Origin of the sequence: Streptomyces muensis, assembly GCF_021474425.1 — a bacterium.
GTDB classification, from domain to species: domain Bacteria; phylum Actinomycetota; class Actinomycetes; order Streptomycetales; family Streptomycetaceae; genus Streptomyces; species Streptomyces muensis.
The window spans coordinates 1-24,359 of record NZ_JAKEIP010000106.1 but is presented as its reverse complement, the minus strand read 5'-3'; the positions used below and the strand labels follow the sequence as shown (position 1 = coordinate 24,359).

The 24,359-nt window shown below is 69.9% G+C and carries 20 protein-coding genes and 1 pseudogene; 17 read left to right on the top strand and 4 right to left on the bottom strand.

Going from position 1 to position 24,359, the window contains the following annotated elements:
• The first annotated feature begins 33 nt into the window (after window positions 1-33).
• The 11 genes from L0P92_RS23805 to L0P92_RS23755 all read left to right on the top strand — a co-directional run bounded on the left by L0P92_RS23805 (window position 34) and on the right by L0P92_RS23755 (window position 12,356).
• Window positions 34-186 carry a hypothetical protein gene (locus L0P92_RS23805; RefSeq protein ID WP_234764886.1) on the top strand — a complete coding sequence of 51 codons (153 nt, stop codon included), beginning with the start codon at window positions 34-36 and terminating at the stop codon, window positions 184-186.
• A gap of 8 nt (window positions 187-194) precedes the next feature.
• The gene (locus L0P92_RS23800; RefSeq protein WP_234764885.1) at window positions 195-2,300 is read left to right on the top strand and encodes a glycosyltransferase; all 2,106 of its coding nucleotides are present in this window, start codon (window positions 195-197) and stop codon (window positions 2,298-2,300) included.
• 146 nt (window positions 2,301-2,446) lie between these two features.
• The gene (locus L0P92_RS23795; protein WP_234764883.1) at window positions 2,447-3,169 is read left to right on the top strand and encodes an SDR family NAD(P)-dependent oxidoreductase; all 723 of its coding nucleotides are present in this window, start codon (window positions 2,447-2,449) and stop codon (window positions 3,167-3,169) included.
• A 112-nt stretch (window positions 3,170-3,281) separates the two neighbouring features.
• Complete coding sequence (locus L0P92_RS23790) at window positions 3,282-3,617, top strand: ArsR/SmtB family transcription factor (protein WP_234764881.1); 336 nt, start codon at window positions 3,282-3,284, stop codon at window positions 3,615-3,617.
• Window positions 3,618-3,619: 2 nt separating this feature from the next.
• Window positions 3,620-4,324, top strand: a complete 705-nt coding sequence (locus L0P92_RS23785; RefSeq protein WP_234764879.1) for a cation efflux transmembrane domain-containing protein — start codon at window positions 3,620-3,622, stop codon at window positions 4,322-4,324.
• Between the two features lie 229 nt (window positions 4,325-4,553).
• Window positions 4,554-5,312 carry a dienelactone hydrolase family protein gene (locus tag L0P92_RS23780; RefSeq protein WP_234764877.1) on the top strand — a complete coding sequence of 253 codons (759 nt, stop codon included), beginning with the start codon at window positions 4,554-4,556 and terminating at the stop codon, window positions 5,310-5,312.
• 102 nt (window positions 5,313-5,414) lie between these two features.
• Entirely contained in the window at window positions 5,415-6,296 is an 882-nt protein-coding gene (locus L0P92_RS23775) for a LysR family transcriptional regulator (protein ID WP_234764876.1), read from the top strand.
• 235 nt (window positions 6,297-6,531) lie between these two features.
• Window positions 6,532-8,892: an arylsulfatase gene (locus L0P92_RS23770; protein ID WP_234764874.1), complete on the top strand. Its 2,361-nt coding sequence runs from the start codon at window positions 6,532-6,534 to the stop codon at window positions 8,890-8,892.
• Entirely contained in the window at window positions 8,889-9,797 is a 909-nt protein-coding gene (locus tag L0P92_RS23765) for a formylglycine-generating enzyme family protein (RefSeq protein WP_505016545.1), read from the top strand. Before L0P92_RS23770 ends, L0P92_RS23765 begins: the two co-directional genes overlap by 4 nt.
• Before the next feature lie 20 nt (window positions 9,798-9,817).
• Entirely contained in the window at window positions 9,818-10,792 is a 975-nt protein-coding gene (locus tag L0P92_RS23760) for an ABC transporter substrate-binding protein (protein ID WP_234764871.1), read from the top strand.
• A gap of 589 nt (window positions 10,793-11,381) precedes the next feature.
• Window positions 11,382-12,356 carry an alpha/beta hydrolase gene (locus L0P92_RS23755; RefSeq protein WP_234764870.1) on the top strand — a complete coding sequence of 325 codons (975 nt, stop codon included), beginning with the start codon at window positions 11,382-11,384 and terminating at the stop codon, window positions 12,354-12,356.
• 49 nt (window positions 12,357-12,405) lie between these two features.
• On the opposite strand, the gene L0P92_RS23750 is transcribed toward L0P92_RS23755, so the two are convergent.
• On the bottom strand, window positions 12,406-13,446 hold the full coding sequence (locus L0P92_RS23750; protein ID WP_234764868.1) for a LacI family DNA-binding transcriptional regulator: 1,041 nt from the start codon (window positions 13,444-13,446) through the stop codon (window positions 12,406-12,408).
• Between the two features lie 412 nt (window positions 13,447-13,858).
• Here L0P92_RS23750 and L0P92_RS23745 point away from each other — a divergent pair, with 412 nt between their 5' ends.
• The 6 genes and pseudogenes from L0P92_RS23745 (at window position 13,859) to L0P92_RS23725 (ending at window position 21,465) form a co-directional block, all read left to right on the top strand.
• On the top strand, window positions 13,859-14,746 hold the full coding sequence (locus L0P92_RS23745; protein WP_234764866.1) for a carbohydrate ABC transporter permease: 888 nt from the start codon (window positions 13,859-13,861) through the stop codon (window positions 14,744-14,746).
• Complete coding sequence (locus L0P92_RS23740; protein WP_234764865.1) at window positions 14,743-15,564, top strand: carbohydrate ABC transporter permease; 822 nt, start codon at window positions 14,743-14,745, stop codon at window positions 15,562-15,564. The genes L0P92_RS23745 and L0P92_RS23740 overlap by 4 nt, the downstream gene beginning before the upstream one ends.
• A gap of 40 nt (window positions 15,565-15,604) precedes the next feature.
• A pseudogene (locus L0P92_RS45270) lies at window positions 15,605-16,162 on the top strand (ABC transporter substrate-binding protein); the annotation flags it as partial.
• A gap of 70 nt (window positions 16,163-16,232) precedes the next feature.
• Window positions 16,233-16,877 carry an extracellular solute-binding protein gene (locus L0P92_RS45265; protein WP_308289748.1) on the top strand — a complete coding sequence of 215 codons (645 nt, stop codon included), beginning with the start codon at window positions 16,233-16,235 and terminating at the stop codon, window positions 16,875-16,877.
• A 65-nt stretch (window positions 16,878-16,942) separates the two neighbouring features.
• The gene (locus L0P92_RS23730) at window positions 16,943-20,140 is read left to right on the top strand and encodes an alpha-L-rhamnosidase (protein ID WP_234764863.1); all 3,198 of its coding nucleotides are present in this window, start codon (window positions 16,943-16,945) and stop codon (window positions 20,138-20,140) included.
• A gap of 170 nt (window positions 20,141-20,310) precedes the next feature.
• Window positions 20,311-21,465 carry a serine hydrolase domain-containing protein gene (locus tag L0P92_RS23725; RefSeq protein ID WP_234764861.1) on the top strand — a complete coding sequence of 385 codons (1,155 nt, stop codon included), beginning with the start codon at window positions 20,311-20,313 and terminating at the stop codon, window positions 21,463-21,465.
• Between the two features lie 63 nt (window positions 21,466-21,528).
• Here the strand turns inward: L0P92_RS23725 and L0P92_RS23720 are convergent, their stop codons facing one another.
• Genes L0P92_RS23720 through L0P92_RS23710 form a run of 3 tightly spaced genes read right to left on the bottom strand, consistent with a single transcriptional unit; the run spans window position 21,529 to window position 24,296 of the window.
• Entirely contained in the window at window positions 21,529-22,413 is an 885-nt protein-coding gene (locus L0P92_RS23720) for a TauD/TfdA dioxygenase family protein (protein ID WP_234764860.1), read from the bottom strand.
• A 25-nt stretch (window positions 22,414-22,438) separates the two neighbouring features.
• Window positions 22,439-23,257, bottom strand: coding sequence for an ABC transporter ATP-binding protein (locus tag L0P92_RS23715; protein ID WP_234764858.1), 819 nt, complete (start codon window positions 23,255-23,257; stop codon window positions 22,439-22,441).
• The gene (locus L0P92_RS23710; RefSeq protein ID WP_234764856.1) at window positions 23,244-24,296 is read right to left on the bottom strand and encodes a taurine ABC transporter substrate-binding protein; all 1,053 of its coding nucleotides are present in this window, start codon (window positions 24,294-24,296) and stop codon (window positions 23,244-23,246) included. Before L0P92_RS23710 ends, L0P92_RS23715 begins: the two co-directional genes overlap by 14 nt.
• Window positions 24,297-24,359 lie beyond the last annotated feature (63 nt).

Below are 24,359 nucleotides of genomic sequence, written 5' to 3'. Positions count from 1 at the left end.
GATGGAGGTGCGGGTCAGGACCACGAGGAGCCGATGAGCAGAGTCATGGGCGGCGAGGTGCACCACGGCACCGACACGATCCGCGCCGCCCGCACGGCCTGCCGGAACTCCCCCCGCCAGGGCCGGACTTCCGCTTCTCCGATCCTGCCCCACCCGGCTTGCCGGATCGGCCCATCGAGCGACTGACGAGACCCGTGAAGATCACCTTCCTGCTCCACAACGCCTACACCGTCGGCGGCACGGCCCGGGCCACGAACAACCTCGCCGCCGCACTCGCGACACGTCACGAGGTCGAGATCGTCTCCTACTACCGGACCGCCGACCGGGCGCCCCTCGCGACGGCGGACGGGGTGAGGACGCGGACGCTGGTGGACCTGCGTCCCCACGCCCGGCGGACAGCGTTCGAGTCGGCGGACCAGCGTTCTCCAGGAACCGTGTGCCCGCATGATCCCGTCCATGCCGGCTGGACACCGCCGAGCCGGCTCGGCGAGACACGCCTTGCCGCACACCTGAGGAGCACCGACGCCGACGTGGTGATCGCCACGCGCCCGTACCTCGTGTGCTTCCTGGCCCAGCACGGCCGTACCGACTACCTCCGCGTCGGCCGGGAACACGCGGGCCGCGACGCGCACGGGGCCGCGCTGCTGAGTGACCTGGACGCGGCTATAGCCCGCCTCGACGCCTACGTCACCCTGTCCCAGGGCGACGAACGGGCCCACCGCGCGGCGCTCCGCGGCGCGCGGACGCGGGTGACGGGCATTCCCGTCTGCTGTCCCGCGCCGGACGTCGAGCCCTCCACCGGCGACTCCCGGATCGTGCTGGCCGGCGGCCGGCTGACACCGGTGAAGCGCCACGACCGGCTCGTGGACGCGTTCGCCGAAGTCGCGGCCGTCCACCCGGACTGGAGTCTGCGGATCTACGGACGCGGTCGGGAGCGGCTGCGGCTGCGTCGCCGTATCGAGGAACTCGGCCTGCACAACAACGTTCTGCTGATGGGCGCCCGCACGCCCATGGAGCCGGAGTGGGCCAAGGGCGCGCTCGCCGTGGTGTCCAGCAGCGGCGAACCGTCCGGCATGTCCGTCGTGGAGGCCATGAGCTGCGGGCTCCCGGTGGTCAGCACCGACTGCGACCACGCGCCGCGCGAGATCATCACGCACGGCGAGGACGGCCTCCTGGTCCCGGACCACGGCCCGGTCGAGCACGCGCTCGCCGACGCCCTGTGCCGGCTGATCGAGAACGAGGCCGAGCGCGGGCGGATGGCCGCGGCGGCCCGGCGGAACACCGAGCGCTTCCGGCCCGAGCACATCGCCGCGCAGTACGAGGCACTGTTCGCGGACCTCGGGCGCAGGGCAGGCATCCGTCGGCCATGGAAGTCCGCCGCCGGCCCACGGCGGCGAACGCTGCCGCGCTCTCTGGGCATGGTCCGACTCGGTCGGCCCGTCACGGTCAGCTGCCGGGTGCTGCCGGGAGGCTCGCTCGCCTTCGAGACGCCGGCGGACCAACTGGCCCCACGTGGACGGAAACTGATCCTGAAACCCCGGAACGAGACCGACGCCGGCACCCCGCGACTGCTGCTCGAACAGCCCGGCACGGCCGGAGACGACCGCGTGCGGGCGATCCTCGACAAGCGTCACTGGGAACTCGCCGAGGGCGATTGGGACGTGTACCTCGGCCGCACGGGCGGCGGCAGCTCGCGGCCGGTCCGGGCAGGGCTCGTCGAGACCGCGCGCCTGCTCGATCCCGCAGCCCTGCGGCCGGCGCACGCCGGAGGGCGGACCTGGATCCCGTACTCCACGGAAGAGGGAGGGCTCGCTGTACGCAGTTGGCTTCGTCCGGCGCACGCGGAGGTTTCGTCGGTCGAAGTCGACGACAAGGCGATCCGGTTGACGGGTGCGCTCCACGGATCGACGGCGCGAGCGCACCACTACCGCTTCATGGCCCGGATCCAGGGAAACGGAGGGCACCTCGTCGACGCCCCTTGTCCCGTTGATCAGTACGGCGGCTTCCACGTCACCCTGCCGGTCGACGTGGTGGCGGAACTCCATTCCGGGGGAGAGGCACTGTGGGATCTGGGCCTGAGCGCGTACGGCGGGCCGGAGATCCGCCTGGCGATGGTGACCGGCGACCTGGTCGACCGCCGGGACGTCTGCGTGTTCCCGGCCGTCCGCTGCGCGGGCCCAGACGGTGGACTGACGCTGCGGCCCCAGCTGACACGTGATCACGACCTGGTGCTCAGAACCGCGGATGCCGTCCGCGGGCCTGATGCCCACGGCGGGCGCTGTGGACTTTCGTCATCATGAACCTGGTGAAGATGATCTTCCGCGAGCAGCAGCCCTCCCTGGGCAGCAGCCCTTCCCTGGAGGCGCGGGTGCCGGCCGGCGTGCGATGAGTTTTGTCCTTCGCTCGAGTCTGCATAATCAGCGGCCTCTGTTACGAGGAGAAAGTCATGTTGCTGGCTGACAGGACGGCGATCGTCCATGGCGGTTCCGGAGCGGTAGGGGCAGCCGTCGCCCGCGGCTTCGCACGTGAGGGCGCCGTCGTCCATCTCACAGGAAGGACGGTTCCGCCGCTCGAAGACGTCGCGCGGCGCATCCGGGACGACGGTGGAACGGCGCATGTCGCCGAACTGGACGCGACGGACCGCGACGCCGTCGACCGTCATGCCGACACGGTGGCCGCGCAGAGCCGCGGAATCGACATCTGCTTCAACGCCACGTCCAACGACGACCTACAGGGGACCCCGCTCCTCGACATGGCCGTGGCGGATGTGCTCCGCCCGGTCACGAAGGCGGTGACGACCACACTGACCACAGCCACGGCGGCTGCGCGGCACATGGTCAGGGCGGGTAGCGGCGTCATTCTGGTCATGGGCGGCGGCCGCGAGGCCATCCCCGACCTGGGCGGTTCCCACATGGCCTGGTCCGCCCTCGCCGGTGTCTGCCGGCAGCTCGCGGCAGAGCTCGGCCCGCAGGGCGTGCGGGTCGTCTGGCTGCTCTCGCCCGGCTCTCCGGCGCCGGGTGAGGAGAACCGGGCCGCTGAAGGAGCGCTGCTGACCGGGCGCCCGCACTACGACGATGTCGCCAACGCCGCGGTCTTCGCCGCATCCGACTGGGCCCGAACGATGACAGCCTCGGAGCTCAACCTCACCGGAGGCCTCGTGGTCGACTAGCTCCTTCCGAGCAGTGACGGTGGCTCTCTGGATCTCTGGCTCTCTGAAGGCGAGGCGCGCATCTCGATGATCCATGATTTCCTGAATTCAGGATATCATGTACTGTCTTGGTGTGCTGACTGTTGCCTCCGACATCGAGGTGCTGGCCCGGTTCGGCCGCGCTCTCGCCGATCCGATCCGCTGCCGCATCCTGCTCGCCCTGCGCCAGGCCCCCGCCTACCCGGCCGACCTCGCCGACGCGCTGGGCGTCTCCCGCACGCGGCTGTCGAACCACCTGGCCTGCCTGCGCGACTGCGGCCTGGTCGTCACCGTCCCCGACGGCCGCCGCACCCTCTACGAGCTCGCCGACGAACGCCTCGGCGCCGCGCTGGACGACCTGCGCACCGCCGTGGTCGCCGTCGAGACCGACCGCACCTGCCCGGACGCCGACACGAAGGGCTGCTGCTGACCATGACCGCCGAGATGTCCATGTCCCTCGGCCTCCCCTCGGCTCGCCGCGAGGCACTCGCCAGACGCATACGGCTGCTGGTCGCGGCCACCATCACCTACAACGTCATCGAGGCGGTCGTCGCCCTCACCGCGGGCGCGCTCGCCTCGTCCACCGCGCTGATCGGCTTCGGCCTCGACTCGCTCATCGAGGTCTCCTCGGCCGCCGCGGTCGCCTGGCAGTTCTCGGCCCGCGACCACGCCGTCCGCGAAGCACGCGAACAGCGCACCCTGCGGATCATCGCCGTCTCCTTCTTCGCACTCGCCGCGTACGTCACCGTCGACGCCGTCCGCGCGCTCACAGGCATCGGCACCGGCGAAGCGGAGCGATCGGTCCCCGGCATCGTCATCGCCGCCCTCTCCCTGGCGATCATGCCGTTCCTGTCAGCCGCCCAGCGCCGAGCCGGTCGCGAACTCGGCTCGGCCTCCGCCGTCGCCGACTCCAAGCAGACCCTGCTGTGCACGTACCTGTCCGCCGTCCTCCTCGTCGGACTGGTCCTCAACGCGACCCTCGGCTGGTCCTGGGCCGACCCCGTCGCCGCCCTCGTCATCGCCGCCATCGCCGTCAAAGAAGGCCGCGACGCCTGGCAGGGCAAGGGCTGCTGCGCGCCCACCGTCGCAGCGGTACCGGCCGACGGCACCGAGGCGGACACGTGCGGCTGTTGCTGACCGCCGACGTGCACCGCGTTGTCCTGGAGGGGGTCGTGGACTACGTTGTGCAGCCATGACTACCGGGACGGCATCGCGCCACACACGGATTGGTGACCCGGTGCTCTCCTGAGCGCCGTACGGGCCGCTGTCGGCCCGCTGTGGGATCGAGGGTCTTGGGCCGGTGCGCGGGCTCCGCCTCCGTCGTGTTGATCACAGGCTCGACACATCAACCACGACAGGAGAGTTCATGCCCACCAAGATGCTGCAGATCCCCACCGCGGACGGACAGGCCGACGCGCTCGCCGCCTTCCCCGACGGTGGCGGGCGGCACCCAGGGGTGCTGATGTACGCGGACGGCTTCGGGATCCGGCCCGTGCTGCGGGACATGGCCCGCGAACTGGCCGGGCACGGGTACTACGTGATCGTCCCCAACCTCTTCTACCGGCACGGCCCGGCACCGGTCATCGAACTTCCCGAACACATCGGAGAAGAGGACCGGCCCGCCGTCTTCGCCCAGCTGATGCCCTTGATCGAGGCGCACACCACAGAACGTGTCCTGAGCGACGCCGACGCCTATCTCAAGTTCCTCACCGCTCAGCCCGAGGTCAGCGCCGGACCGGTCGCGGTGACCGGCTACTGCATCGGCGGCCTCCTGGCGACGCGCACCGCCGCGGCCCACCCCGGGAAGGTAGCCGCCCTCGCCGCGTTCCACGGGCCGGTGGGCGTCGACGGACCCGACAGCCTCTCCAGGCTCACCGCCGAGGTCCACTTCGGCCACGCCGAGAGCGACTTGACGCCCGAGGCCCTCGGCGAGCTCAACCAGGCCCTGGACGCGGCGGGCGTCGGCTACACCTCGGAGATCTACCCCGACACCGCCCACGGTTTCACCATGTCCGACACCGATGCCTTCAACCCCGCCGCGGCGCAGCTTCACTGGGACCGCCTGCTGCCCCTTCTCGGCCGCACCCTGAATGCGGGAGGCGAAGCCGCACGAGTGAGCGTGTGATACTTCCCGCGAAGGCTCACCGAGACGGCTCGGCCAGCAGTAACTGTTCCCGTCACTTGCGCGAACGGGGCGTGCCACGGCCCTGGGATGCGCGGAGACCCGATGGAACGACGCCAGCTGGAATACTTCATCGCTGTGGTCGAGCACGGCGGATTCACGGCCGCTGCCATTGCGCTCCATGTCGCGCAACCGTCGCTGTCGCATGCGATTCGTATCCTGGAGCGGGAATGCGGCGGAAAACTCTTTCACCGCCTCCCGCACGGCGTCGCCCTCACGGCGGCGGGCGAGGCCCTGGTCCAGCCGGCGCGGCAGGTACTGCGTGACCTGTCCACGGCCCGTTCGCTGGTCCGGGAGGTCCTCGGGCTCAGCGGTGGCCGTCTCGACATCGTCTCCCAGACGACCCTCTCGGTCGATCCGCTGGCCGAGCTGCTGGGGCGGTTTCATCGCCTGCATCCGAAAGTCTCCGTACGCGTGGTCGATCCGGAGCAGGGCCCGGCGGTGGCGCAGATGGTCGCGGCCGGGCAGTGCGAACTCGGCCTGGTGGACGCCTCGGTGAGCACGGCGGACCTCCGCGGGATCGACCTGCCGGAGCAGGAGATGCACGTGGTGCTGCCGGCCGATCACCCGCACCCGGCGGGCGAGACCATCACCTCGCGTGAACTGGCCGCGCTGGACCTGATCGTGACGCCGCCGGGCACCGAGACCCGGGCGGCGGTGGACGACTTGTGCACCGCGCTGGGCGTCGTACCGCGGATCGCGGTGGAGACCGCGCACCGCGCGATGATAGTGCCGCTGGTCCTCTCCGGTGTGGGCGCCTCCCTGCTGCCCGCCTCCATGGCCCGGGACGCGGCGCTGCGCGGCGCGCGGATGCTGTCCCACCGGCCGCGGCTGCTGCGCCACGGCCGACTGGTGTGGCGGTCGGGGCCGCTGTCACCGGCCGCCCAGGCGTTCGTGGACCTGGCGTCCGCACCCGCCCAGGACTGATATCGCTGCGGGTATAGATGATTTCTATGCCCTTCATTCAAAACCGGTTCGCGGGAATTCAACGCACCTTGTTGACGGGGTTCGTGGGCGACTGACACTTTGATCGCGTCGCAGGCCAGCGGTATTTCGGTTCTGCTGAGGGCGAGTTGGTGGAGAGCTCGTTGTGTTACAGCGGAAATTCGGCCGCGACAAGAGCGTGTCAAATTTCTTGCCGGGCACCGAATCGGAGAAGTGCATGACTGAGTTCGAGGGCGGACGGCACATACTTCCGCGGCCCGACACCCGCCGGCCCCTGACGACCGCGATGGACGTCCACGACCAGGAGACCGCCTTCACCCCCGTCGGCCCGGTCCCGCCTCCCGAGGGCGCACCCAACGTGGTGATCGTGCTGGTCGACGACCTCGGATTCGGTACGTCCAGCGCCTTCGGCGGACCGTGCGAGATGCCGGCCGCCGAGCGGCTCGCGGACCACGGCCTGCGCTACACCCGCTTTCACGTGACAGCCCTGTGCTCGCCGACCCGGCAGGCCCTGCTGACCGGGCGCAACCACCACTCGGTCGGCATGGGCGGCACCACCGAGATGACCACCGCGGCCCCCGGGTACAACGGGTTCCGGCCGCGCAGCGCGGCGACCATGGCGCAGATCCTGCAATGCAACGGCTACAGCACGGCCGCCTTCGGCAAGTGGCACCAGACCCCGCCACGGGAGATCAGCGCGGTCGGGCCGTTCGACCGCTGGCCGACGGGGGAGGGGTTCGACACCTTCTACGGCTTCATGGGCGCCGAGATGAACCACTGGTACCCCCTGCTGTACCAAGGCACCACGCCCGTCGAGCCGGACCGCCGGCCCGAGGACGGCTACCACCTCTCCGAGGACCTCGTCGACCACGCCGTCGACTGGGTGCGCACCCAGCGCACACTGACCCCGGACCGGCCCTTCTTCACCTACCTCGCGCTCGGTGCCGCGCACGCGCCGCTGCACGTCGGCCGGGAATGGCAGGAGAAGTACCGCGGACGCTTCGACCACGGCTGGGACCGGCAGCGCGAGGTGACCCTTGAGCGGCAGAAGGAACTCGGCGTCGTACCCCCGGAGACCGAACTCGCGACCTGGGCCGAGGGCGTGCCCCACTGGGACGAACTCACCGACAACCAGCGCCGGTTGTCGGCCCGGTTCATGGAGACGTTCGCCGCCTTCACCGAACACGCAGACGTCCAGGTCGGCAGGCTCGTCGCCGCGCTGGAGGAACTCGGCGAACTCGACAACACGCTCTTCCTCTACATCCTGGGCGACAACGGCGCCTCGGGCGAGGGCGGCATCGAAGGGACGATCGTCGAGCACCGGCTCGGGCACGGCATCGTGGACGACCCCGACGAGATGATCGACCACATCGACGAGATCGGCGGTCCGCTCAGCTACCCCATCGCCCCGGCGGGCTGGGCCCTGGCGCTGAACACCCCCTACCAGTGGACCAAGCAGGTCGCCTCGCACTTCGGCGGCACCCGGGACGGCATGATCCTGCACTGGCCGCGCGGGGTCGCCGAGCGCGGCGGACTCCGGCACCAGTTCTCGCACGTGATCGACGTCCTGCCGACCATCCTGGACTGCGCGGGAGTCCCGGCGCCGTTCAGCGTGGACGGTGTGCCGCAGCAGCCGATCGAAGGCACGAGCATGCGGCCCACGCTCGCTGATCCCCGGGCCCCCGAGCACCGCCGTACCCAGTATTTCGAGATGTGCGGCAACCGTGGCATCTACCACGACGGCTGGATGGCGGTCACCCGGCACGGCATCCCCTGGGAGATGGTGCCGGAGGGGGATCGCAGGTTTGCCGACGACGTCTGGGAGCTCTACGACCTGAACACGGACTGGAGCCAGGCGCACGACCTCGCCGCCGAACACCCGGCGAAACTGCGCCGGTTGCAGGACCTGTTCCTGATCGAAGCGGCGAAGTACCAGGTCTTCCCCCTGGACGACCGCGTCACCGAGCGGGAGAACCCGGCCATGGCAGGCCGTATCGATCTGCTCGGAGACCGCACCTCCGTCACCTACCGCGCGGGCATGCGGCGGTTCACCGAGGAGACCACACTCAACGTCAAGAACCGCTCGCACAGCATCACGGCCGACATCGAGCTGCCCCGGGCGGCGGCCGAGGGCGTGATCATCGCGCAGGGCGGCCGATTCGGCGGCTGGTCCCTGTACTTCACCGAGGGCAGGCCGGCCTACGCCTACAACTACTTCGGGATGGACCTGTACACCGTGCGCGGCGGCGAACCCCTGGCACCCGGGCGGTACGAGATCCGGCTCGAGTTCGACTACGACGGCGCAGGACTCGGCAAGGGCGGGACGGCCGTGCTCCTGGTGGACGGTGAGAAGCACGCGACCGGACGGGTCGAGCGGACGATCCCGTACTACTTCTCCTTCGACGAGACACTCGACGTCGGAGTGGACCTGGGCACACCGGTGACCGACGACTACCCGGTGCTCGACAACGAGTTCACCGGGACGATCCACACGGTGCGCATCGACCTGGACGACCGCAGCGCCGAGTCGTCCGAGTACGACGGCGGACTGCACCGGCGCGTCATGGGGGCCCAGTGAGCTGCTGCGCACCGTCCGGCGGTCGGGGCGTGGACCGGGTGGAGCCTGCACCGGCCGCCGTTCGCCGGGCGACACCCGACGGCATGGTGGCCGTCCCCGCGGGTGAGTTCCTCATGGGCAGCGAGGACATGCACGCCTACCCGGCCGACGGGGAGGGCCCGGTGCGCACGGTGTACGTCGACGCCTTCTGGATCGACGCCTGCGCGGTGTCCAACGCGCAGTTCGCGCGGTTCGCCGCCGACACCGGGTACCGCACCTCCGCCGAGCGCATCGGATGGTCGTTCGTCTTCGCCGGGTTGCTCCCGGACGACTTCCCGCCCACCCGTGCCGTGGCGGCCGCGCCCTGGTGGCGACAGGTCGAGGGCGCCGACTGGCGCCGCCCCGACGGACCGCACTCCACCTGGGAGGACCGGGCGGACCATCCGGTCGTCCACGTCGACTGGGACGACGCCCGCGCCTACTGCGCCTGGGCCGGCAAACGTCTGCCCACCGAGGCGGAATGGGAACGCGCCGCCCGAGGAGGGCTGCACGCGAAGGTGTTCCCCTGGGGCGACGAGTTCGAGCCGGGCGGCCGTCCCCGGATGAACGTGTGGCAGGGCGACTTCCCCCACCGGCACCCCACGGCCGACGGCTGGTACGGCACCTGCCCGGTCGACGCCTACGAGCCCAACGCCTTCGGCCTCCACAACGCCACCGGCAATGTCTGGGAATGGTGCGAGGACCCCTTCTCCCCGGGTGACGAGGCCCCCTTCTCCTCGGGTGGCGGGGAGCGCGTGGCCAAGGGCGGCTCCTACCTCTGCCATGCCTCCTACTGCCGCCGCTACCGGGTCGCCGCGCGGCAGGGCCTCTTCCCGGACTCGGCCACCGGGAACGTGGGCTTCCGGTGCGCCCTGGACATGACGTGACCCCTATAAGGAGCAGGACCATGGCAAAGCGAGCAGGACACCGGCGTCGCGGCGCGGCGGGGATGGCCGTACTCGGTCTCACCCTGACCGCCTGCGGCGGGGCGAAGGTCGGCGACGACGCCGCGGCGGGCGGCGACGGTTCGGGCAAGTGCGGCACCTTCAACCTCGCGGTCAACCCGTGGGTGGGCTACGAGGCCGACGCGGCGGTCGTCGCCCACGTCGCGGAGAAGGAACTCGGCTGCAAGGTCGTCAAGAAGGACCTGAAGGCGGAGATCGGCTGGCAGGGGTTCGAGACGGGCGAGGTCGACGCCATCGTGGAGAACTGGGGCCACGACGACCTGAAGAAGAAGTACATCACCGAGCAGAAGACCGCCGTCAACCTCGGCTCGACCGGCAACAAGGGCGTCATCGGCTGGTACATCCCCCCGTGGATCGCCAAGCAGCACCCGGACATCACCGACTGGAAGAACCTCAACAAGTACGCCGCCAGGTTCAAGACCTCCGAATCGGGCGGCAAGGGCCAGCTCCTCGACGGCGACCCGTCGTACCAGACCAACGACGAGTCCCTGGTGAAGAACCTGAAGTTGGACTTCAAGGTGGTGTACGCGGGCAGCGAGACCGCGCTGATCCAGGCGTTCCGGGACGCCGAGAAGAACAAGAAGTGGATGATCGGCTACTTCTACGAGCCGCAGTGGTTCTTCTCGGAGGTGCCGCTCGTCCACATCGAGCTGCCGAAGCACACGGCAGGCTGCGACGCGGACCCGGCCAAGGTCGCCTGCGACTACCCCGTGTTCGACCTCGACAAGATCGTCAGCACCCGGTTCGCGAAGTCCGACAGCCCGGCGTACGACCTGGTGAAGAAATTCAAGTGGACCAACAGCGACCAGAACACCGTCGCCAAGTACATCGCGGTGGACAAAATGACACCGGAGGCGGCGGCGAAGAAGTGGGTCGAGGCGAACCCCGACAAGGTCAAGGCGTGGCTGGGCCGCTGAAGGGCCGTGGGGGGGGGGGCGGCCGGGGGGGCGGGGGGGCGGGGGGGGGGGGGGGTCGGGGGGCGGGGGGGGGGGGGGCCCCCCCCCCCCCCCCCCCCCCCCCCCCCCCCCCCCCCAACACCCCCCCCCGCCCGTGCTGACGATCCACGCCGACTCGAGCCGGGCGGCCGTCCCCGGATGAACGTGTGGCAGGGCGACTTCCCCCACCGGCACCCCACGGCCGCCCGACCCGAGCCGACGACACCCGGGACGGCCGCATTCGCCACACCCAGGAAGACAGCCGTGTGGTCGGCCCCCACGCAGGTCGACGGCGGTGACTGGTCCTCCGTACGGTCGGTCGTGGAGCGGGCTCCCCGTGGCGACTCCGCGAAGCCCGCCGAGCCGGTCCGGCGTACCGGTTCCGCACGGCACAGGTTGCGACTGTCGAGCTGGCCTGCCCATGCGGTCCACCGAAGCGGACCGCCGTACGGGCTCAGCACCGCACAGCTTCCGTCCTTCCCCCAGCCGATCACAGATCGCCCCACCGCCCCTGTCCGCGAACGCGCACGCCGCTTCCACTCAGCCGCGCATCCACCACCAGGAGACCCCGATGGTCATGACTCCGCCGCCCTTCGATCCGGAGATCGCCGCGCGTCTCGACGCGATCAACGAGTGGCTGCCGCCGACGATCACCCCGGACATGATCCCGGCCGGGCGGCAGTTGCCGACCGGCATGCCGCCGCTTCCGACGAACGAGGAGCTGGCCGGTGACGGTCTCTTCGAGGTCGAGGAGCGGACGGTTCCGGGGCCACCGGGCGCGCCGGAAGTCGCGCTGTTGATCTGCCGGCCCACCGGCGTGACCGAGCCACGCCCGATCGTCTACAACATCCACGGCGGCGGCATGGTGACCGGCACCCATCGGCTGGGGGTGCCCCTCGACTGGGCCGAGGAACTGGGACTGGTCGTGGTGTCCGTCGAGTATCGGCTCGCGCCCGAGCATCCGCACCCCGCTCCGGTGGAGGACTGCTACGCGGGCCTGCTGTGGACGGCCGAGCACGCGAAGGAGATCGGCGGCGATCCGGACCGCGTCATCCTGGTGGGCGGCAGCGCGGGCGGCGGCCTCGCCGCGGCGGTCGCGCTGCTGGCCCGCGACCGGGGCGGCCCGCGCGCCATCGGGCAGATGCTGATGTGTCCGATGCTGGACGACCGTAACGACACCCCGTCCGCCCACCAGATGGCGGGCCTGGGCGTGTTCGACCGCACGTCCAACGAGACCGGATGGGGCGCGCTGCTGGGCGAGGCGCGTGGCACGGCGGACGTCTCGCCCTATGCCGCGCCCGCTCGCGCGGACGACCTGTCCGGGCTTCCCCCGGCGTTCATCGACGTGGGCTCGGCGGAGACCTTCCGCGACGAGGACGTCGCCTACGCCAGCCGCATCTGGCAGGCGGGCGGCATCGCCGAGCTGCATGTGTGGCCGGGCGGCTTCCACGGGTTCGACAGCCTGGTACCCGAAGCCGCCCTCTCCGTGGATGCCCGGGCGGCCAAGCTGCGCTGGCTGCGCCGACTCCTGGGAGAAACGGCGTAGGCGGACTCGGAGCGACCGCCGCCGCGCTCCTCGCCCCGGTGTCGCAGGTCTACGCCGGAGGGGGAGCCGTGGTCCGCCGCGGCACCAGAGTGGGTGAGAGCTTGACCTGTACCGGTGCCTTCCGACGGTCGGCGATCCGCTCCAGGAGGAGTCGCGCCGCGTTCCCGCCGATCTCGTGGCCGGCCTGGTCGACGCTGGTGAGGGAGATCGGGCCGAAGGAGGCGAAGGTCGTGTTGTCGTAGCCTGCCACCGAGATGTCACCGGGAACGGACAGCCCGGCCTCGGTCAGGGCCTCCAGCACCCCCATGGCGACGATGTCCGCGCCGGCGAAGACGGCAGTCGGCCGGCGCGGGCGGGCGAGCAGTTGCTTCGCGCCCTCGTATCCGCCCTCTTGGGTGTAAGTGGTGGAGACGATGTCGATCTCCTCCGCGAGACCGAGGGACCGCATGGCATGCCGATAGCCGTCCGCGCGCTGGGCGTTGGGCATCTCCGCGATGCGTGTCGGGTCGGTCTCGTGGTGCTCGATGTGGGCGATCCGGCGGTGGCCGAGGTCGACGAGATGACCCACGAGCATGGCCGCGCCCGCCACGTCGTCGTCCGTCACGGTGTCGTACACCGTGGAATGCCCGTGGCGGCCGACGACCACGGCCGGTACGGCGGAGGCGATGCGTTCGAGGCGGGCGCGCGACGACACGGGTGCGATCAGGATGATGCCGTCCATCCCGCGGTCGATCATGGCGTCCGTGACACGCGCTTCCGCCTTCTCGTCGTTGCAGCCGCCGGGCCCGAGGAAGACCTGGTAGTCGGTCTCCGCGAGATGGTCGGTGATGCCGTCGAGGATCTCGGGGAAGAACGGGTTGCGGATGTCGGGCAGCATCACACCGATGGTGTACGTCTGGCCGCGCAGGCCGCGTGCGGCCGCGTTGGGCCGGTATCCCAGTTCGTCGATCGCCCGGCGCACCTTCGCGCGCATCTCGGGGCTGGCTCCGTAGGCGTTGCGCAGCACCTTCGAGACGGCGGTGGTGGACACCTGGGCGTGCCGTGCGACATCGACGATGGTGACACGGCGCTGCGGTGCTGGCGGCTCCATCCGGTGCCCTCCGATGATGGGGAACGTTATCGGGGAGTGTAGGAGTGAACTGTGCGGCGAGGGTAGGTGGGTGCCCCCCGGCCCAGCACTCGTCGAGGCCTCGGCCGCCCGGACGACGTAACAATCTCCCAGCTTGCCCGACATCTTGACGTCACGGTGGTGGCTCTCTAGGGTCTGGCAGCACCCGATGGGAAACGTTACCCAAAACCGCATCCGGCGACGGCAGGCCGACGCCGGACGTCGCCCCGGTGCCCGCCGACACCCGGCACATGGCACCGCCCTCTCATGACGTCAAGCCGACCGTTCTCGAGTCGGCGACTGCGTGAAACGTTTCAAGGAAGTAGGTCCGCCTGTGACCCTCGCTCCACACGACCGGCTTGCGGACCGCGGCCGCGCCCCGGTTCCGGCTCCCGTGACGCGTGTCCGTCGTGCGCGCAACGCGCCGCCCTGGTGGTTCGTGCTGCCGGCCCTGCTGCTGTTCGCCTTCGTCGTACTGGTGCCGAGTGTCCGCGGCGTGTACTACGCGTTCACCGACTGGGACGGACTGAACCCCGACTTCTCCTTCGTCGGCCTGGACAACTTCTCCGCCATGCTGAGCGATGCCGACGCGAGGCAGGCCGTCTGGCACACCCTGCTGATCGCCGTGGCGATCACGATCGTGCAGAACGCCGTGGGGCTGGTCCTGGCCCTCGGCGTCAACTCGGCCATCAAGTCCCGGAACCTGCTCAGGGTGTTCCTGTTCGCCCCGGCGGTGGTCACCCCGATCGTGACCGCCTACCTGTGGCGCAACCTGCTCGGCCCGGACGGCGCCGTGAACAGTCTGCTGGGCGCGGTCGGACTGGACGGTTGGGAACAGGACTGGCTGGGAGATCCCGACCTCGCCCTTTGGACCGTCGTCGGAGTCGTCGTGTGGCAGTACGCCGGATACTCCATGGTGATCTTCCTGGCCGGGCTCCAGTCGGTTCCCAAGGAGATCCACGAGTCCGCGGAGATGGACGGCGCGGGCCCGGTCCGACGCTTCTGGTCGGTGACCCGCCCGCTGCTGGCCCCCGCCCTCACGATCAACCTGATGCTGTCGATCATCGGCGGCATCAAGCTCTTCGACCAGGTGTACGCGCTGACGGGCGGAGGGCCCGGGCACGCGACCGACACGATCTCCACGCTGATCTACAAGGACGCGTTCACCCTCGGCGAGTTCGGCTACAGCATCGCCCTCGCGGTCGTCCTGACCATCATCGTGGCGGTCGCCTCCACGGGGCAGTACCTGCTGCTCTCCCGCAACGAGAAGGCCGCGTCATGATCCGCTACCGCCGCCGCACGTTCGCCCTGGAACTGGCGATGATCGCCGCCGCCCTGTTCGTGGCCTTCCCGCTGTACGTCCTGGTCAACCTGGCCGTACGGCCGTCCTCGGACTCCTCCTCACCGATCCGGCCGACCAGCTCGCCGACTCTGGACAACTTCACCCAGGCCTGGCAACAGGGTTCGCTGGGCGGCGCGTTGGCCAACAGCGTGCTGGTGACGGTCTGCAGCGTCGTCGTCGTGCTGGCCATCTCCTCGCTGGCGGCCTATCCGCTGGCCCGCGTCACGGCCCGCTGGTCACGCGGCACCTACCTGCTCGTCCTCCTCGGACTGCTGCTGCCCTTCCAGCTCGCCTCGCTTCCGCTCTACCAGACCCTGCGCGACCTCGGCCTGCTCGGCACCCCCTGGGCGTTGGTCCTCTTCTACTCCGGACTGCAGGTGCCGTTCACCGTCTTCCTGTACGTCGGCTTCCTGCGCGCCCTGCCCAGGGACTTCGAGGACGCGGCCCTGATCGACGGCTGCACACCACTGCAGGCCTTCCGGCGAGTGGTGCTGCCGATGCTGAAGCCCATCACGGTCACGGCGTTGGTGCTCAACACGGTGACCGTGTGGAACGACTTCTTCACCCCGCTGCTGTATCTGAGCGGCAGCGCCCAGCAGACCATGCCGGTCGCCATCGCCGGCTTCGTCGGTCAGTACGTCACCGACTGGAACCTCATCTTCGCCGCGCTCGTGATCAGCATCCTGCCGGTCCTGATCGTCTACTTCCTGCTGCAGCGCAGCATCATCAACGGCTTCGCGGGCGGGCTGAAGGGATGACCCGCACCGTCCGCCAAGCCGCCTCCTCCAAGGAGAGATCATGAACACACGCACCGTCCCGGCCGTCGTCGCCTCTCTGACGACCGTCGTGCTCCTTGCCGCCGCCGGCTGCAGCGGCGGCACCGAAGCCGGGGGCTCGGGGGGCGGCTCGAAGACGCTGACGCTCGCCTCGATCGACCAGGGGTCGGTCGAGGATGTCGTCAAGGCGTTCGAGAAGGCCAACCCGGGTGTCAAGGTCCGCTACACCACCAGCGGCGCGGACCAGTACCAGCAGCAGATCCGCACCCAGCTGGCCTCGGGCACCGCACCCGATGTGATGTCGGTGTGGCCGGGCGACGGCAACCCCGGCGCCACCTATGTCCTCGCCAAGCCGGGCTATCTGCGTGACCTCTCCGACCAGGCCTGGGCGGCGAAGCTGCCGGACGCGGTCAAAAGCGTGGCCCAGTACGAGGGGAAGACGTACAACGCCGTCTTCGGGCAGAACGGCATCGGCGCGGTCTACAACGAGCAGGCCATGGCGAAGGCCGGACTCAAACCGCCGGAGACCTGGACCGAACTGCTCGCGTTCTGCCGGGACGCGAAGGCCAAGGGCACTCCGGCCTTCGCCTTGGGCAACCAGGACAACTGGGTGACCCAGTTGGTGCAGTACGCCCTGGGTCGCCACGACCGTGTACGGCTCCGATCGCGACTTCGACCAGAAGATGCAGGCGGGACAGGCCACGTTCGCGAAGTCACCGTGGACGACCGCTCTGGACAAGTACCTGACGATGGAGAAGACGGGCTGCTTCCAGAAGAACCCGTTGGGCACCAACTACGAGGCCAGTCAGCAACTCGCCGCCACCGGCAAGACCCTCGGCATCGTCCAGGGCAACTGGGTGATCGCCCTTCTCAAGGGCAAGAACCCCAAGGGCACCTTCACCTTCAAGGCGTTGCCGGCGACCGACGACCCGTCCCAGACCCTCATCCCGGCCGCCGCCGGGGCCGGTTACGGCGTCAACGCCAAGGCGAAGAACCCTGAACTGGCCCTGAAGTTCGTGAACTTCGTGATGTCGCCCGAGGGCATGAACCTCTTCGTCAAGAAGCAGGGAAGTCTGCCCTCCCTGCCCGACACGGGCCATGAGGTCGACCCGTCCCTGACCGAACTGTCCACGTTCATCGAGGGAGACCGCACGGTGCCGTTCATGGACCAGCTGTGGCCCAACGCCAAGGTGCAGCAGACCATGCTCAGCGGCCTCCAGGAGATCTTCAGCGGGCAGTCGACGCCCCGCGAACTCCTCCGCGACATGGACACCGAATACAAGGCCGGTTCGTGACCGCTGCCGGAGCGACCGCAGCCCGTCTGACCGCGACCCCCGCTACAGCCATCGAGGAGTGAGGCATGTCCGCAGAGCAGCACGGTGACCTGAGCCGCAGGCAAGTCATCGGGACCGTCGTAGCAGGTACGGCCGGATTGGCGCTGCCCCTCGCGACCGCCGACCCGGCCGCCGCTGCCGGACCCCGTCGAGCGACGGTCGAGCACCTCGCCGTCAACGGCCGCAGCGACGAGCCGCTCGGCGTCGACGACCCGACGCCCCGGCTGAGCTGGCACGTCACCCATGCTCCGGCTGGATGGCGACAGGCCGCGTACCGGATCCGGGCGGCACGCAGCACCCGCGAACTGGCCGGCGGTCGGTACCTGTGGGACTCCGGCAAAGTCCGCTCGGACGCGCAGACCGACATTCCCTGGGGCGGGGATGCGCTGCGCTCCCGTCAGTCGGTCGTGTGGCAGGTCAGGGTCTGGAGCACACACGGTGACGTGACGGACTGGAGCCGTCCCGCCTCATGGGAGATGGGACTGCTCAAGCGTGGCGACTGGGGCACGGCCCAGTGGATCGAGCATCCCGGCCGGGACGTCGGGGATCCGCTGCCGGTCTTCGCGCGTGCGTTCACGGCGGGCCGGCGGAAGGCGGCGGGGGTGACCAAGGCCCGCCTGTACCTGTCGGGGGTCGGCCTCCACCACGCCATGCTCAACGGCAAGGCCGTGACCGACGAGGTGCTCGCGCCCGGCAACTCCAACTACCAGCTCTCCACGGAGTACCGCGTCCATGACGTGACGCACCTGATCCGCCCCGGAGCCAACACCCTGGGCGTCGAACTGGGCCACGGAACCGCCCTGGTCACACGCTCGGTCACCAACCCGGCGACCGGTCGCACGGCCCCGTACAGCTGGTGGGAGAGCCAGTTCAAGGGCAGCGGGACACTGGCCGCACCGGCCGCCGCCGGGGACGGCGCCGTCAAGGTGAGCAGCGTGACCGGCTACCACGTCGGCGGCACGATCAACGTCGATGCGGGCGACGGCGGTGAGCGGCTGGAGTCCCGTACGATCACCGCGATCGGCACCGAGGGCCCGGAGGGTACGGGTATCGGATTCGAGCCGCCTCTGAACGCGGCCCACGCGGCGGACGCCGAGGTCACCGGATCCGGTAACTCCCTCGCCAGTACGGATCCGAGCGCCGGCGCCGCCGTGACGCCCCGCCTGATCGCCCGGCTGGAGATCACGAGAGCCGACGGCTCCACCGAGTCGATCGTCAGCGACCGGACGTGGCGGGCGGCGCTCGGCGCGACGACGACCGCCAACTGGTACTCGGGCTCCGACTACGACTCCCGCCGCGAGCAGCCCGGATGGACCGCTCCCGGCGCCGACCTCGGCGCGACCGCGAAGCGCCGCGACGGCTCGCCCGTCGGGTGGCTCGACGCGGGTATCGCCCCGCCTCCCAACCTGACGACCGATCTCGTCTGGCGGGCGGGCGAGCCCGTGAAGGTCATGGACCGGATCCGTCCGGTCGGCGTGACACAGCCCCGGCCGGGCGTGTGGGTGTTCGACTTCGGTCAGGCCTTCGCGGGCTGGCCGCAGCTCAGCGTCGACGGCGGTGTGCCGGCCGGTACGACGATCAAGATGCTCCCGGCCGAGTCGCTGGCCGCCGACGGCACCGTCGACCAGGCGTCCATCATGGGCGGCGGCGGACGCCGGGGCACCGACGTCTTCGCCTCGTACACCACCCACGGCGACCCTGACGGCGAGCGCTGGCAGCCCCGTTTCCACTACTTCGGCATGCAGTGGGTCCAGGTGACCGGCCTGCCGGAGGACTACCGGCCGACGACCGAGATGATCACGGGTCTGCAGCTGCACGCGGACACCCCGGTGGCCGGCCACCTCCGGACCTCCGACGACCGGGTCAACCGCGTCCACCGCATGTCCCGCTACTCGATCATGAGCAACACGATGTCGACGTTCACCGACTGCCCCGGACGGGAGAAGCTCGCGTACCCCGCGGACTACCTACAGCCCTTCGCCTCCCTGCACCGCAACTTCGGCTACGCCGCCTACCTGCGCACCATGCAGCGCCACCTGGCGGAGGGCCAGTCCAAGGCCGGCGACAACATCGGCAACGTCGCGCTCAAGGCGCCGGTGTACGACTGGGGCTACCTCGGCCGGTTCGGCGACGAGATCAACTGGGGCAACGGAATCGTCCTGGCGCCCTGGTTCCTGTACGAGACCTACGGCGACACCTCGACGATGGCCCGGTACTACCCCCAGATGCAGGCGTTCGTGAACTACATCAGGACCAGGAAGGCGGGCACGGGCGCCGACGCCCACACCGTCGACGTCGCGCTGGCGGACTGGATCGCGGCCGAACCCACTTCCGGCCGTATCACCGGGACCTGGGGGTACCACCAGGTCGCCGACCGGATGGCGAGGATGGCCGCCCTGTTGGGACGGGACGCGGACGCGCGCGAGTACCGCGACCTCGCGGCCGCCATCAAGGAGGCCTTCAACACCGCGTTCTACAACTCCGCGCTCGGCCGCTACACCAGCCAGGGCGACGCGGGCACCACCGGCGCGACCCAGGCCGCCCAGGCCCTCGCGCTCGACGAAGGGCTGGTCCCCGAAGGCGAGCGCCAGCGGGTCCTCGACGCACTCGTCGAGCTGATCCACGGCTTCCAGCCGTTCGGCGGTGGGCCACACTTCAGCGGCGGCACCATAGGACTCGCTCCGACCGTGCGCGCTCTGACGGCCGGTGGCCGCGACGACGTGCTGTGGGACGTGCTCCAGGAAGACACCCGGCCCAGCTACGGCTTCTTCATGGCACCGACCACGGCGAACCCCGGCGGCCTGACGACCATCCCCGAGAAGTGGGACATCGGCGCCTCGAAGAACCACATGATCCTGCTGCAGATCGAGGAGTGGTTCCACAGCGGCCTGGCCGGCATCCGGCAGGCCCCCGGCTCCGTCGGCTACCGCGACCTGGTGATCGATCCACGCGTCGTCGGCGACCTCGACCACGTCGAAGGGAGCTACCAGACCCCGTACGGCAGGGCGGCAACGGAATGGACCCTCGACAAGGGCACCTTCCGGCTCACGGTCGAGATTCCCCCGAACACCACGGCCGAGGTACGCGTGCCGACGGGTGACCGCACCGTGCACGCGACCCCCGAGGGCGCGCAGTTCCAGCGCGTCGACGGCGACCGGGCCGTCTACCGCGTTCCATCGGGGACGTACGCCTTCACGGCGCGCAACGTACACCCCGCGTCGTAGCCCTGATTCGCGGCGAGGTGTCCGCGGCCGGCATTACACCCAGGCCGCGCACGACCGCCGCCGACAGAGTGGTCCCACATACACCCGGGATGCGGAGGGCAGCACGACTGCCCTCCGTGCCGTATCCAGGCATCGTTTCACGTGTTGATCTGGACGGAGAGGGAGTATCGATGCAGAGGGCCACCCGGACGAAGCTGCGGAAGAATCTATTGGCCTTGACTGCGGCCGGCCTGATGGGTACTGCCGTTACCCATGTGGCGGTGGCGGATTCGTCGAAGGACCTGGCGTTACAGGAAAGTCTCCACTCGCTGGTGAGGGACGAAAGGTTCCCGGGCGCACTCGCGTGGGTGAGCAAGGACGGGCGAACGACGTCTCTGGTCGCCGGTTCCGCCCGGCTGGGAAAGCAGGTTCCGGTCCCGCATGACGGCTATGTCCGCGCAGGCAGTAACACCAAGAGCTTCACCGCGGTGGTGGTCCTTCAGATGGTGGCCGAGGGGAAGGTCGATCTGGACGCGTCCATCGAGCGCTATCTGCCCAACCTGGTACGCGGCAAGGGCATCGATGGCCGCGAGATCACTGTCCGTCAGTTGTTGCAGCACACCAGCGGGCTTCCCAACTACACCGAACACATCGGGTTGGAGAATTTCCGGAACGTACAGCACAAGTTCTTCCAGCCGCACGACTTGCTCGCCGCGGCCCTGGCTCGTCCGGCGGTTTTCGCCCCCGGCACCAAGTGGGAGTACAGCAACACCAATTACCTGTTGGCGGGCCTTCTCATCGAGCGTGTATCCGGGCGCCCGGTGCAGGAGCAGATAGACCAACGCGTCATCAGGAAGGCCGGCTTGCGGCACACCTACTGGCCGCAGCCGGGCGATGAGAGCATCCGGGAACCGCACCCGCATGGCTACACCGTCGGAAATTCCGAAACGGGTGAGATCGTCGACGCGACAAGGATGGATCCGTCGTGGGGCGGAGCCGCCGGTCAGCTGATCTCGACGCCGAGTGATCTGGCGAAGTTCGCCCGGGCGCTGCTGGACGGCAGATTGCTGCCCCCTGAACAGCTGGCCGAGATGCGCGAGACGGTGAACGCCCCGCTGTTCCCGGGCTGGCGCTACGGGCTCGGTGTCTTCAGCATCCCGTTGAGCTGTGGTGGCGTGTACTGGGGCCACGGCGGGGACATCGACGGGTTCGAGACGCGTGGCGGAGCGACGGATGACGGCCGTTCAGTGGGGCTGGCGGTGACCGCGCTTCCAGGGACTTTCGGGGACGCCGACAGGTCAGCGGAGGCAGTCCTGTCAGCGGTGGACACCGCCTTCTGCGAGTGACCGGAGCACGCCTGCTTCCGGGCGCGGTGGCCCGGAAGCAGGTCCGTGCGGGCACCCCGGCTGTCAGCGGGCAGCGGCCGCCGGGCCGACCGGAGCGTCCCCGCGCAGGGTGATGCGGTGCATGACGCGATGTTGGTCGCCGTAGTCGCGGTTGGCGTAGTGGGCCGTGCTGCGGTTGTCCCACAGGGCGACGTCACCCGGCTGCCAGCGGTGCCGTACGACGTGCTCGGGCTTGGTGAGATGGGCGTAGAGGATGTCGAGGATCCCCCGGCTCTCGTGCTCCGAGACGCCCACGATGTGCGAGGTGAAGCCGGGATTCACGAACAGGCCCTTGCGGCCGCTCTCGGGATGCACCCGCACCACCGGGTGCTCCACCGGCTTCAGTTCGGTGAACACCTCGCCCTCCCAGAGGTTTCCGCGGCCCTGACGCCGCTGGGCGAGGTAGTAGCCGAACTCGCGGCTGCCGTCGTGGACGGCGGTGAGCGTGTCGACATGCGCCCGCAGGCCCGGCGACAGCGACTCGTAGGCGAGCTGGCTGTCGGCCCAGTTGGTGTCACCGCCGGTCGGCGGCAGTACCACCGCCCGCAGAACGGAGATCGCGGGCGGCCGTCGTACGAACGTCACGTCCGTGTGCCACACGTCGGCGAACCCGTTGTCCTGGCTGTCCAGGGAGTACACCTCGGGAGCCACGGCACCGGAGTCGTGGACCGGATGCCCGACGGTGACCTCGCCGAGGCGTCTGCCGAACTCGATCTGCGCGGCGTCGTCGAGGCCGTGCTGACCGCGCACGAAGAGCACCTTGTACGCCACGAGTGCCGCGCGGACCGCGAGAACCTGTTCGTCGTCGAGGCGGGCGAGGTCCACGCCGTGGATCTCGGCACCGAAGTGCGGGCCGAGTTCGGTGATCGGCAGCTTCGCCACGGCGGGCCGCTCGCTGAGGATGCTCACCTGTGTGTCCTTTCCTGAGGGGGGATCAGGCCGCTGCGGCGGCCTTGACGGTGTGGGAGACCCGCGCGCGCAGCTCGGCGAACTCGCGGGAGCCGCGCAGCTCCTCGGCGTCCACGTCGCCACGCGGCAGGGTGATGGGCAGGTCCAGGGCGACGGTTCCCGGGCTCCTGGTCAGCACCACGATGCGGGAGCCGAGGAACACCGCCTCCTCCGCCGAGTGCGTCACGAACACCGTGGTCCGTCCGGTCCGGTCGGTCACCCGGCGCACGTCCTCCTGGAGCCGCTCCCGGGTCAGCGCGTCCAGCGCCGCGAACGGCTCGTCGAGCAGGAGGAGCGGGTTCTCGGCGGCGAGGGCGCGGGCGATGGCGACGCGTTGCTGCTGGCCGCCGGAGATCTCCCAGACGCGCCGCCGCTCCGTGCCCTCAAGACCGACCCGCGCCAGCAACTCCGCCCGCCGCGCCGGCCATTCGGCGCGGTCCAGGCCCGCGTACCGCAGCGCCAGGTCGATGTTGCCCCGCACGGTCCGCCACGGGAACAGCCGCGGCGTCTGGAACACCACGCCGGCCGTGTCGCCGGGCCGCGGCTCGGCACCGGAGATCCGCACCGAGCCCTGAGTGGGCCGCTCGAACCCGGCGATCAACCGGAGCAGGGTGCTCTTGCCGCAGCCGGAGGCGCCCACCAGCACCAGGAACTCCCCGGCCGGCACCGTCAGATCGACCGGCCCGACGGCGGTGAAGGCCTCGCCGCCCCGGCCGTACCGATGGGTGACCTGGTCGAGACGGACGGATCCGGCGCGCGTGCCGGCCACCTCTGCCGTGGCCTCGGCGAGCTCACTTGAGGACATCGGACAGCCCCTTGAGGTAGAACGCCTTGCGGACGTCGGCTTCGGACGGTGCGGCGTCGATCTGCTTCTGGTCGGCCAGGAACCGACCGGTGTCGGTGACATAGGTGAGCAGCTTTCCGGGGGTGCCGTCGGTGCCCAGCCAGTCGGGGGAGAGCACCTGCTCCGGGGTGAGGAACACGCCCTGCGCGAGCTGCGCCTCGGCATCCGCCGCACTGATGCCGAGTTCGGCCGAGACGGCCTTGACCGTGCCGTCGGGGTCCGACCTGATCAGGCGCAGCGCCTCCGCCTCCGCCTTGCGCCAGGCGACGATCGCCTGCGGGTCCCTGGCGATCAGGTCGTCCGACACGACGGCCAGGTCGAGGGTGGGTTTGCCCGCCGCGCCGATCTCCTTGCTGCTGGTGAGCTGGGTGCCGGTCGTGCGCAGCTCGTCCAGCGTCGGCAGCCAGACATAGGCGGCATCGATGTCGCCCCGCTGCCAGGCGGCGAGGATCGGCTGCGGCTGCAGGTCGATGAGCTCGACGTCGGAAGGCTTGAGACCTGCCGTCTCCAGGGCGGCCAGCAGGCTGTAGTGCGAGGTGGACGCGAACGGAGTGGCCACCTTCCTGCCCTTGAGCCCGGCGACATCGGAGACGCCGGTGGCCTTGCGCGCTATCAGGGCCTCGTTCTCGCCCGCGACATCGAGGATCCACGCGACCTTGTACGGGATGGGCGAGCCGCCGGACACCCCGCGGGCGAACGGGCTGGAGCCCAGCGCGGCGATGTCGAGGGACTTGCCGATGAAGGCCTGGTTGACACTGGCGCCGGAGTCGAACTTGATCCAGCTGATCCGGTGATCCGGCAGCGCCTTCTCCAGCAGCTTTCTGTTCTTCACGATCAAGTCGCCGCTGGGGAAGGCGAAGTAGCCGATGCGCAGCTGCTTGGAGCCACCGGACGCCGACGCCTGACTGTCCGCGGAGCAACCGGTGGCGGCAGCGGACACGGCGGCCAGGGCACCGGCGAGGAGGAGCCGACGCGACGGACCTTGGGGGACACGGGACATGGCGGAGCCGTTTCTGTGCAAGGGGGAGGGGGCTGTGCGAAGGGGAGAGGGGCTGTGCGAGAG

Excerpts from the sequence above, each read along its gene's own strand:
- L0P92_RS23740 (WP_234764865.1), top strand. The coding sequence starts at position 14,743 with ATGATCCGCTACCGCCGCCGCACGTTCGCCCTGGAACTGGCGATGATC.
- L0P92_RS23805 (WP_234764886.1), top strand. The coding sequence starts at position 34 with ATGAGCAGAGTCATGGGCGGCGAGGTGCACCACGGCACCGACACGATC.
- L0P92_RS23770 (WP_234764874.1), top strand. The coding sequence starts at position 6,532 with ATGACTGAGTTCGAGGGCGGACGGCACATACTTCCGCGGCCCGACACC.
- L0P92_RS23795 (WP_234764883.1), top strand. The coding sequence starts at position 2,447 with ATGTTGCTGGCTGACAGGACGGCGATCGTCCATGGCGGTTCCGGAGCG.
- L0P92_RS23715 (WP_234764858.1), bottom strand. The coding sequence starts at position 23,257 with ATGTCCTCAAGTGAGCTCGCCGAGGCCACGGCAGAGGTGGCCGGCACG.
- L0P92_RS23725 (WP_234764861.1), top strand. The coding sequence starts at position 20,311 with ATGCAGAGGGCCACCCGGACGAAGCTGCGGAAGAATCTATTGGCCTTG.
- L0P92_RS23785 (WP_234764879.1), top strand. The coding sequence starts at position 3,620 with ATGACCGCCGAGATGTCCATGTCCCTCGGCCTCCCCTCGGCTCGCCGC.
- L0P92_RS23710 (WP_234764856.1), bottom strand. The coding sequence starts at position 24,296 with ATGTCCCGTGTCCCCCAAGGTCCGTCGCGTCGGCTCCTCCTCGCCGGT.
- L0P92_RS23760 (WP_234764871.1), top strand. The coding sequence starts at position 9,818 with ATGGCAAAGCGAGCAGGACACCGGCGTCGCGGCGCGGCGGGGATGGCC.
- L0P92_RS23750 (WP_234764868.1), bottom strand. The coding sequence starts at position 13,446 with ATGGAGCCGCCAGCACCGCAGCGCCGTGTCACCATCGTCGATGTCGCA.
- L0P92_RS23775 (WP_234764876.1), top strand. The coding sequence starts at position 5,415 with ATGGAACGACGCCAGCTGGAATACTTCATCGCTGTGGTCGAGCACGGC.
- L0P92_RS23780 (WP_234764877.1), top strand. The coding sequence starts at position 4,554 with ATGCCCACCAAGATGCTGCAGATCCCCACCGCGGACGGACAGGCCGAC.
- L0P92_RS23730 (WP_234764863.1), top strand. The coding sequence starts at position 16,943 with ATGTCCGCAGAGCAGCACGGTGACCTGAGCCGCAGGCAAGTCATCGGG.
- L0P92_RS23755 (WP_234764870.1), top strand. The coding sequence starts at position 11,382 with ATGGTCATGACTCCGCCGCCCTTCGATCCGGAGATCGCCGCGCGTCTC.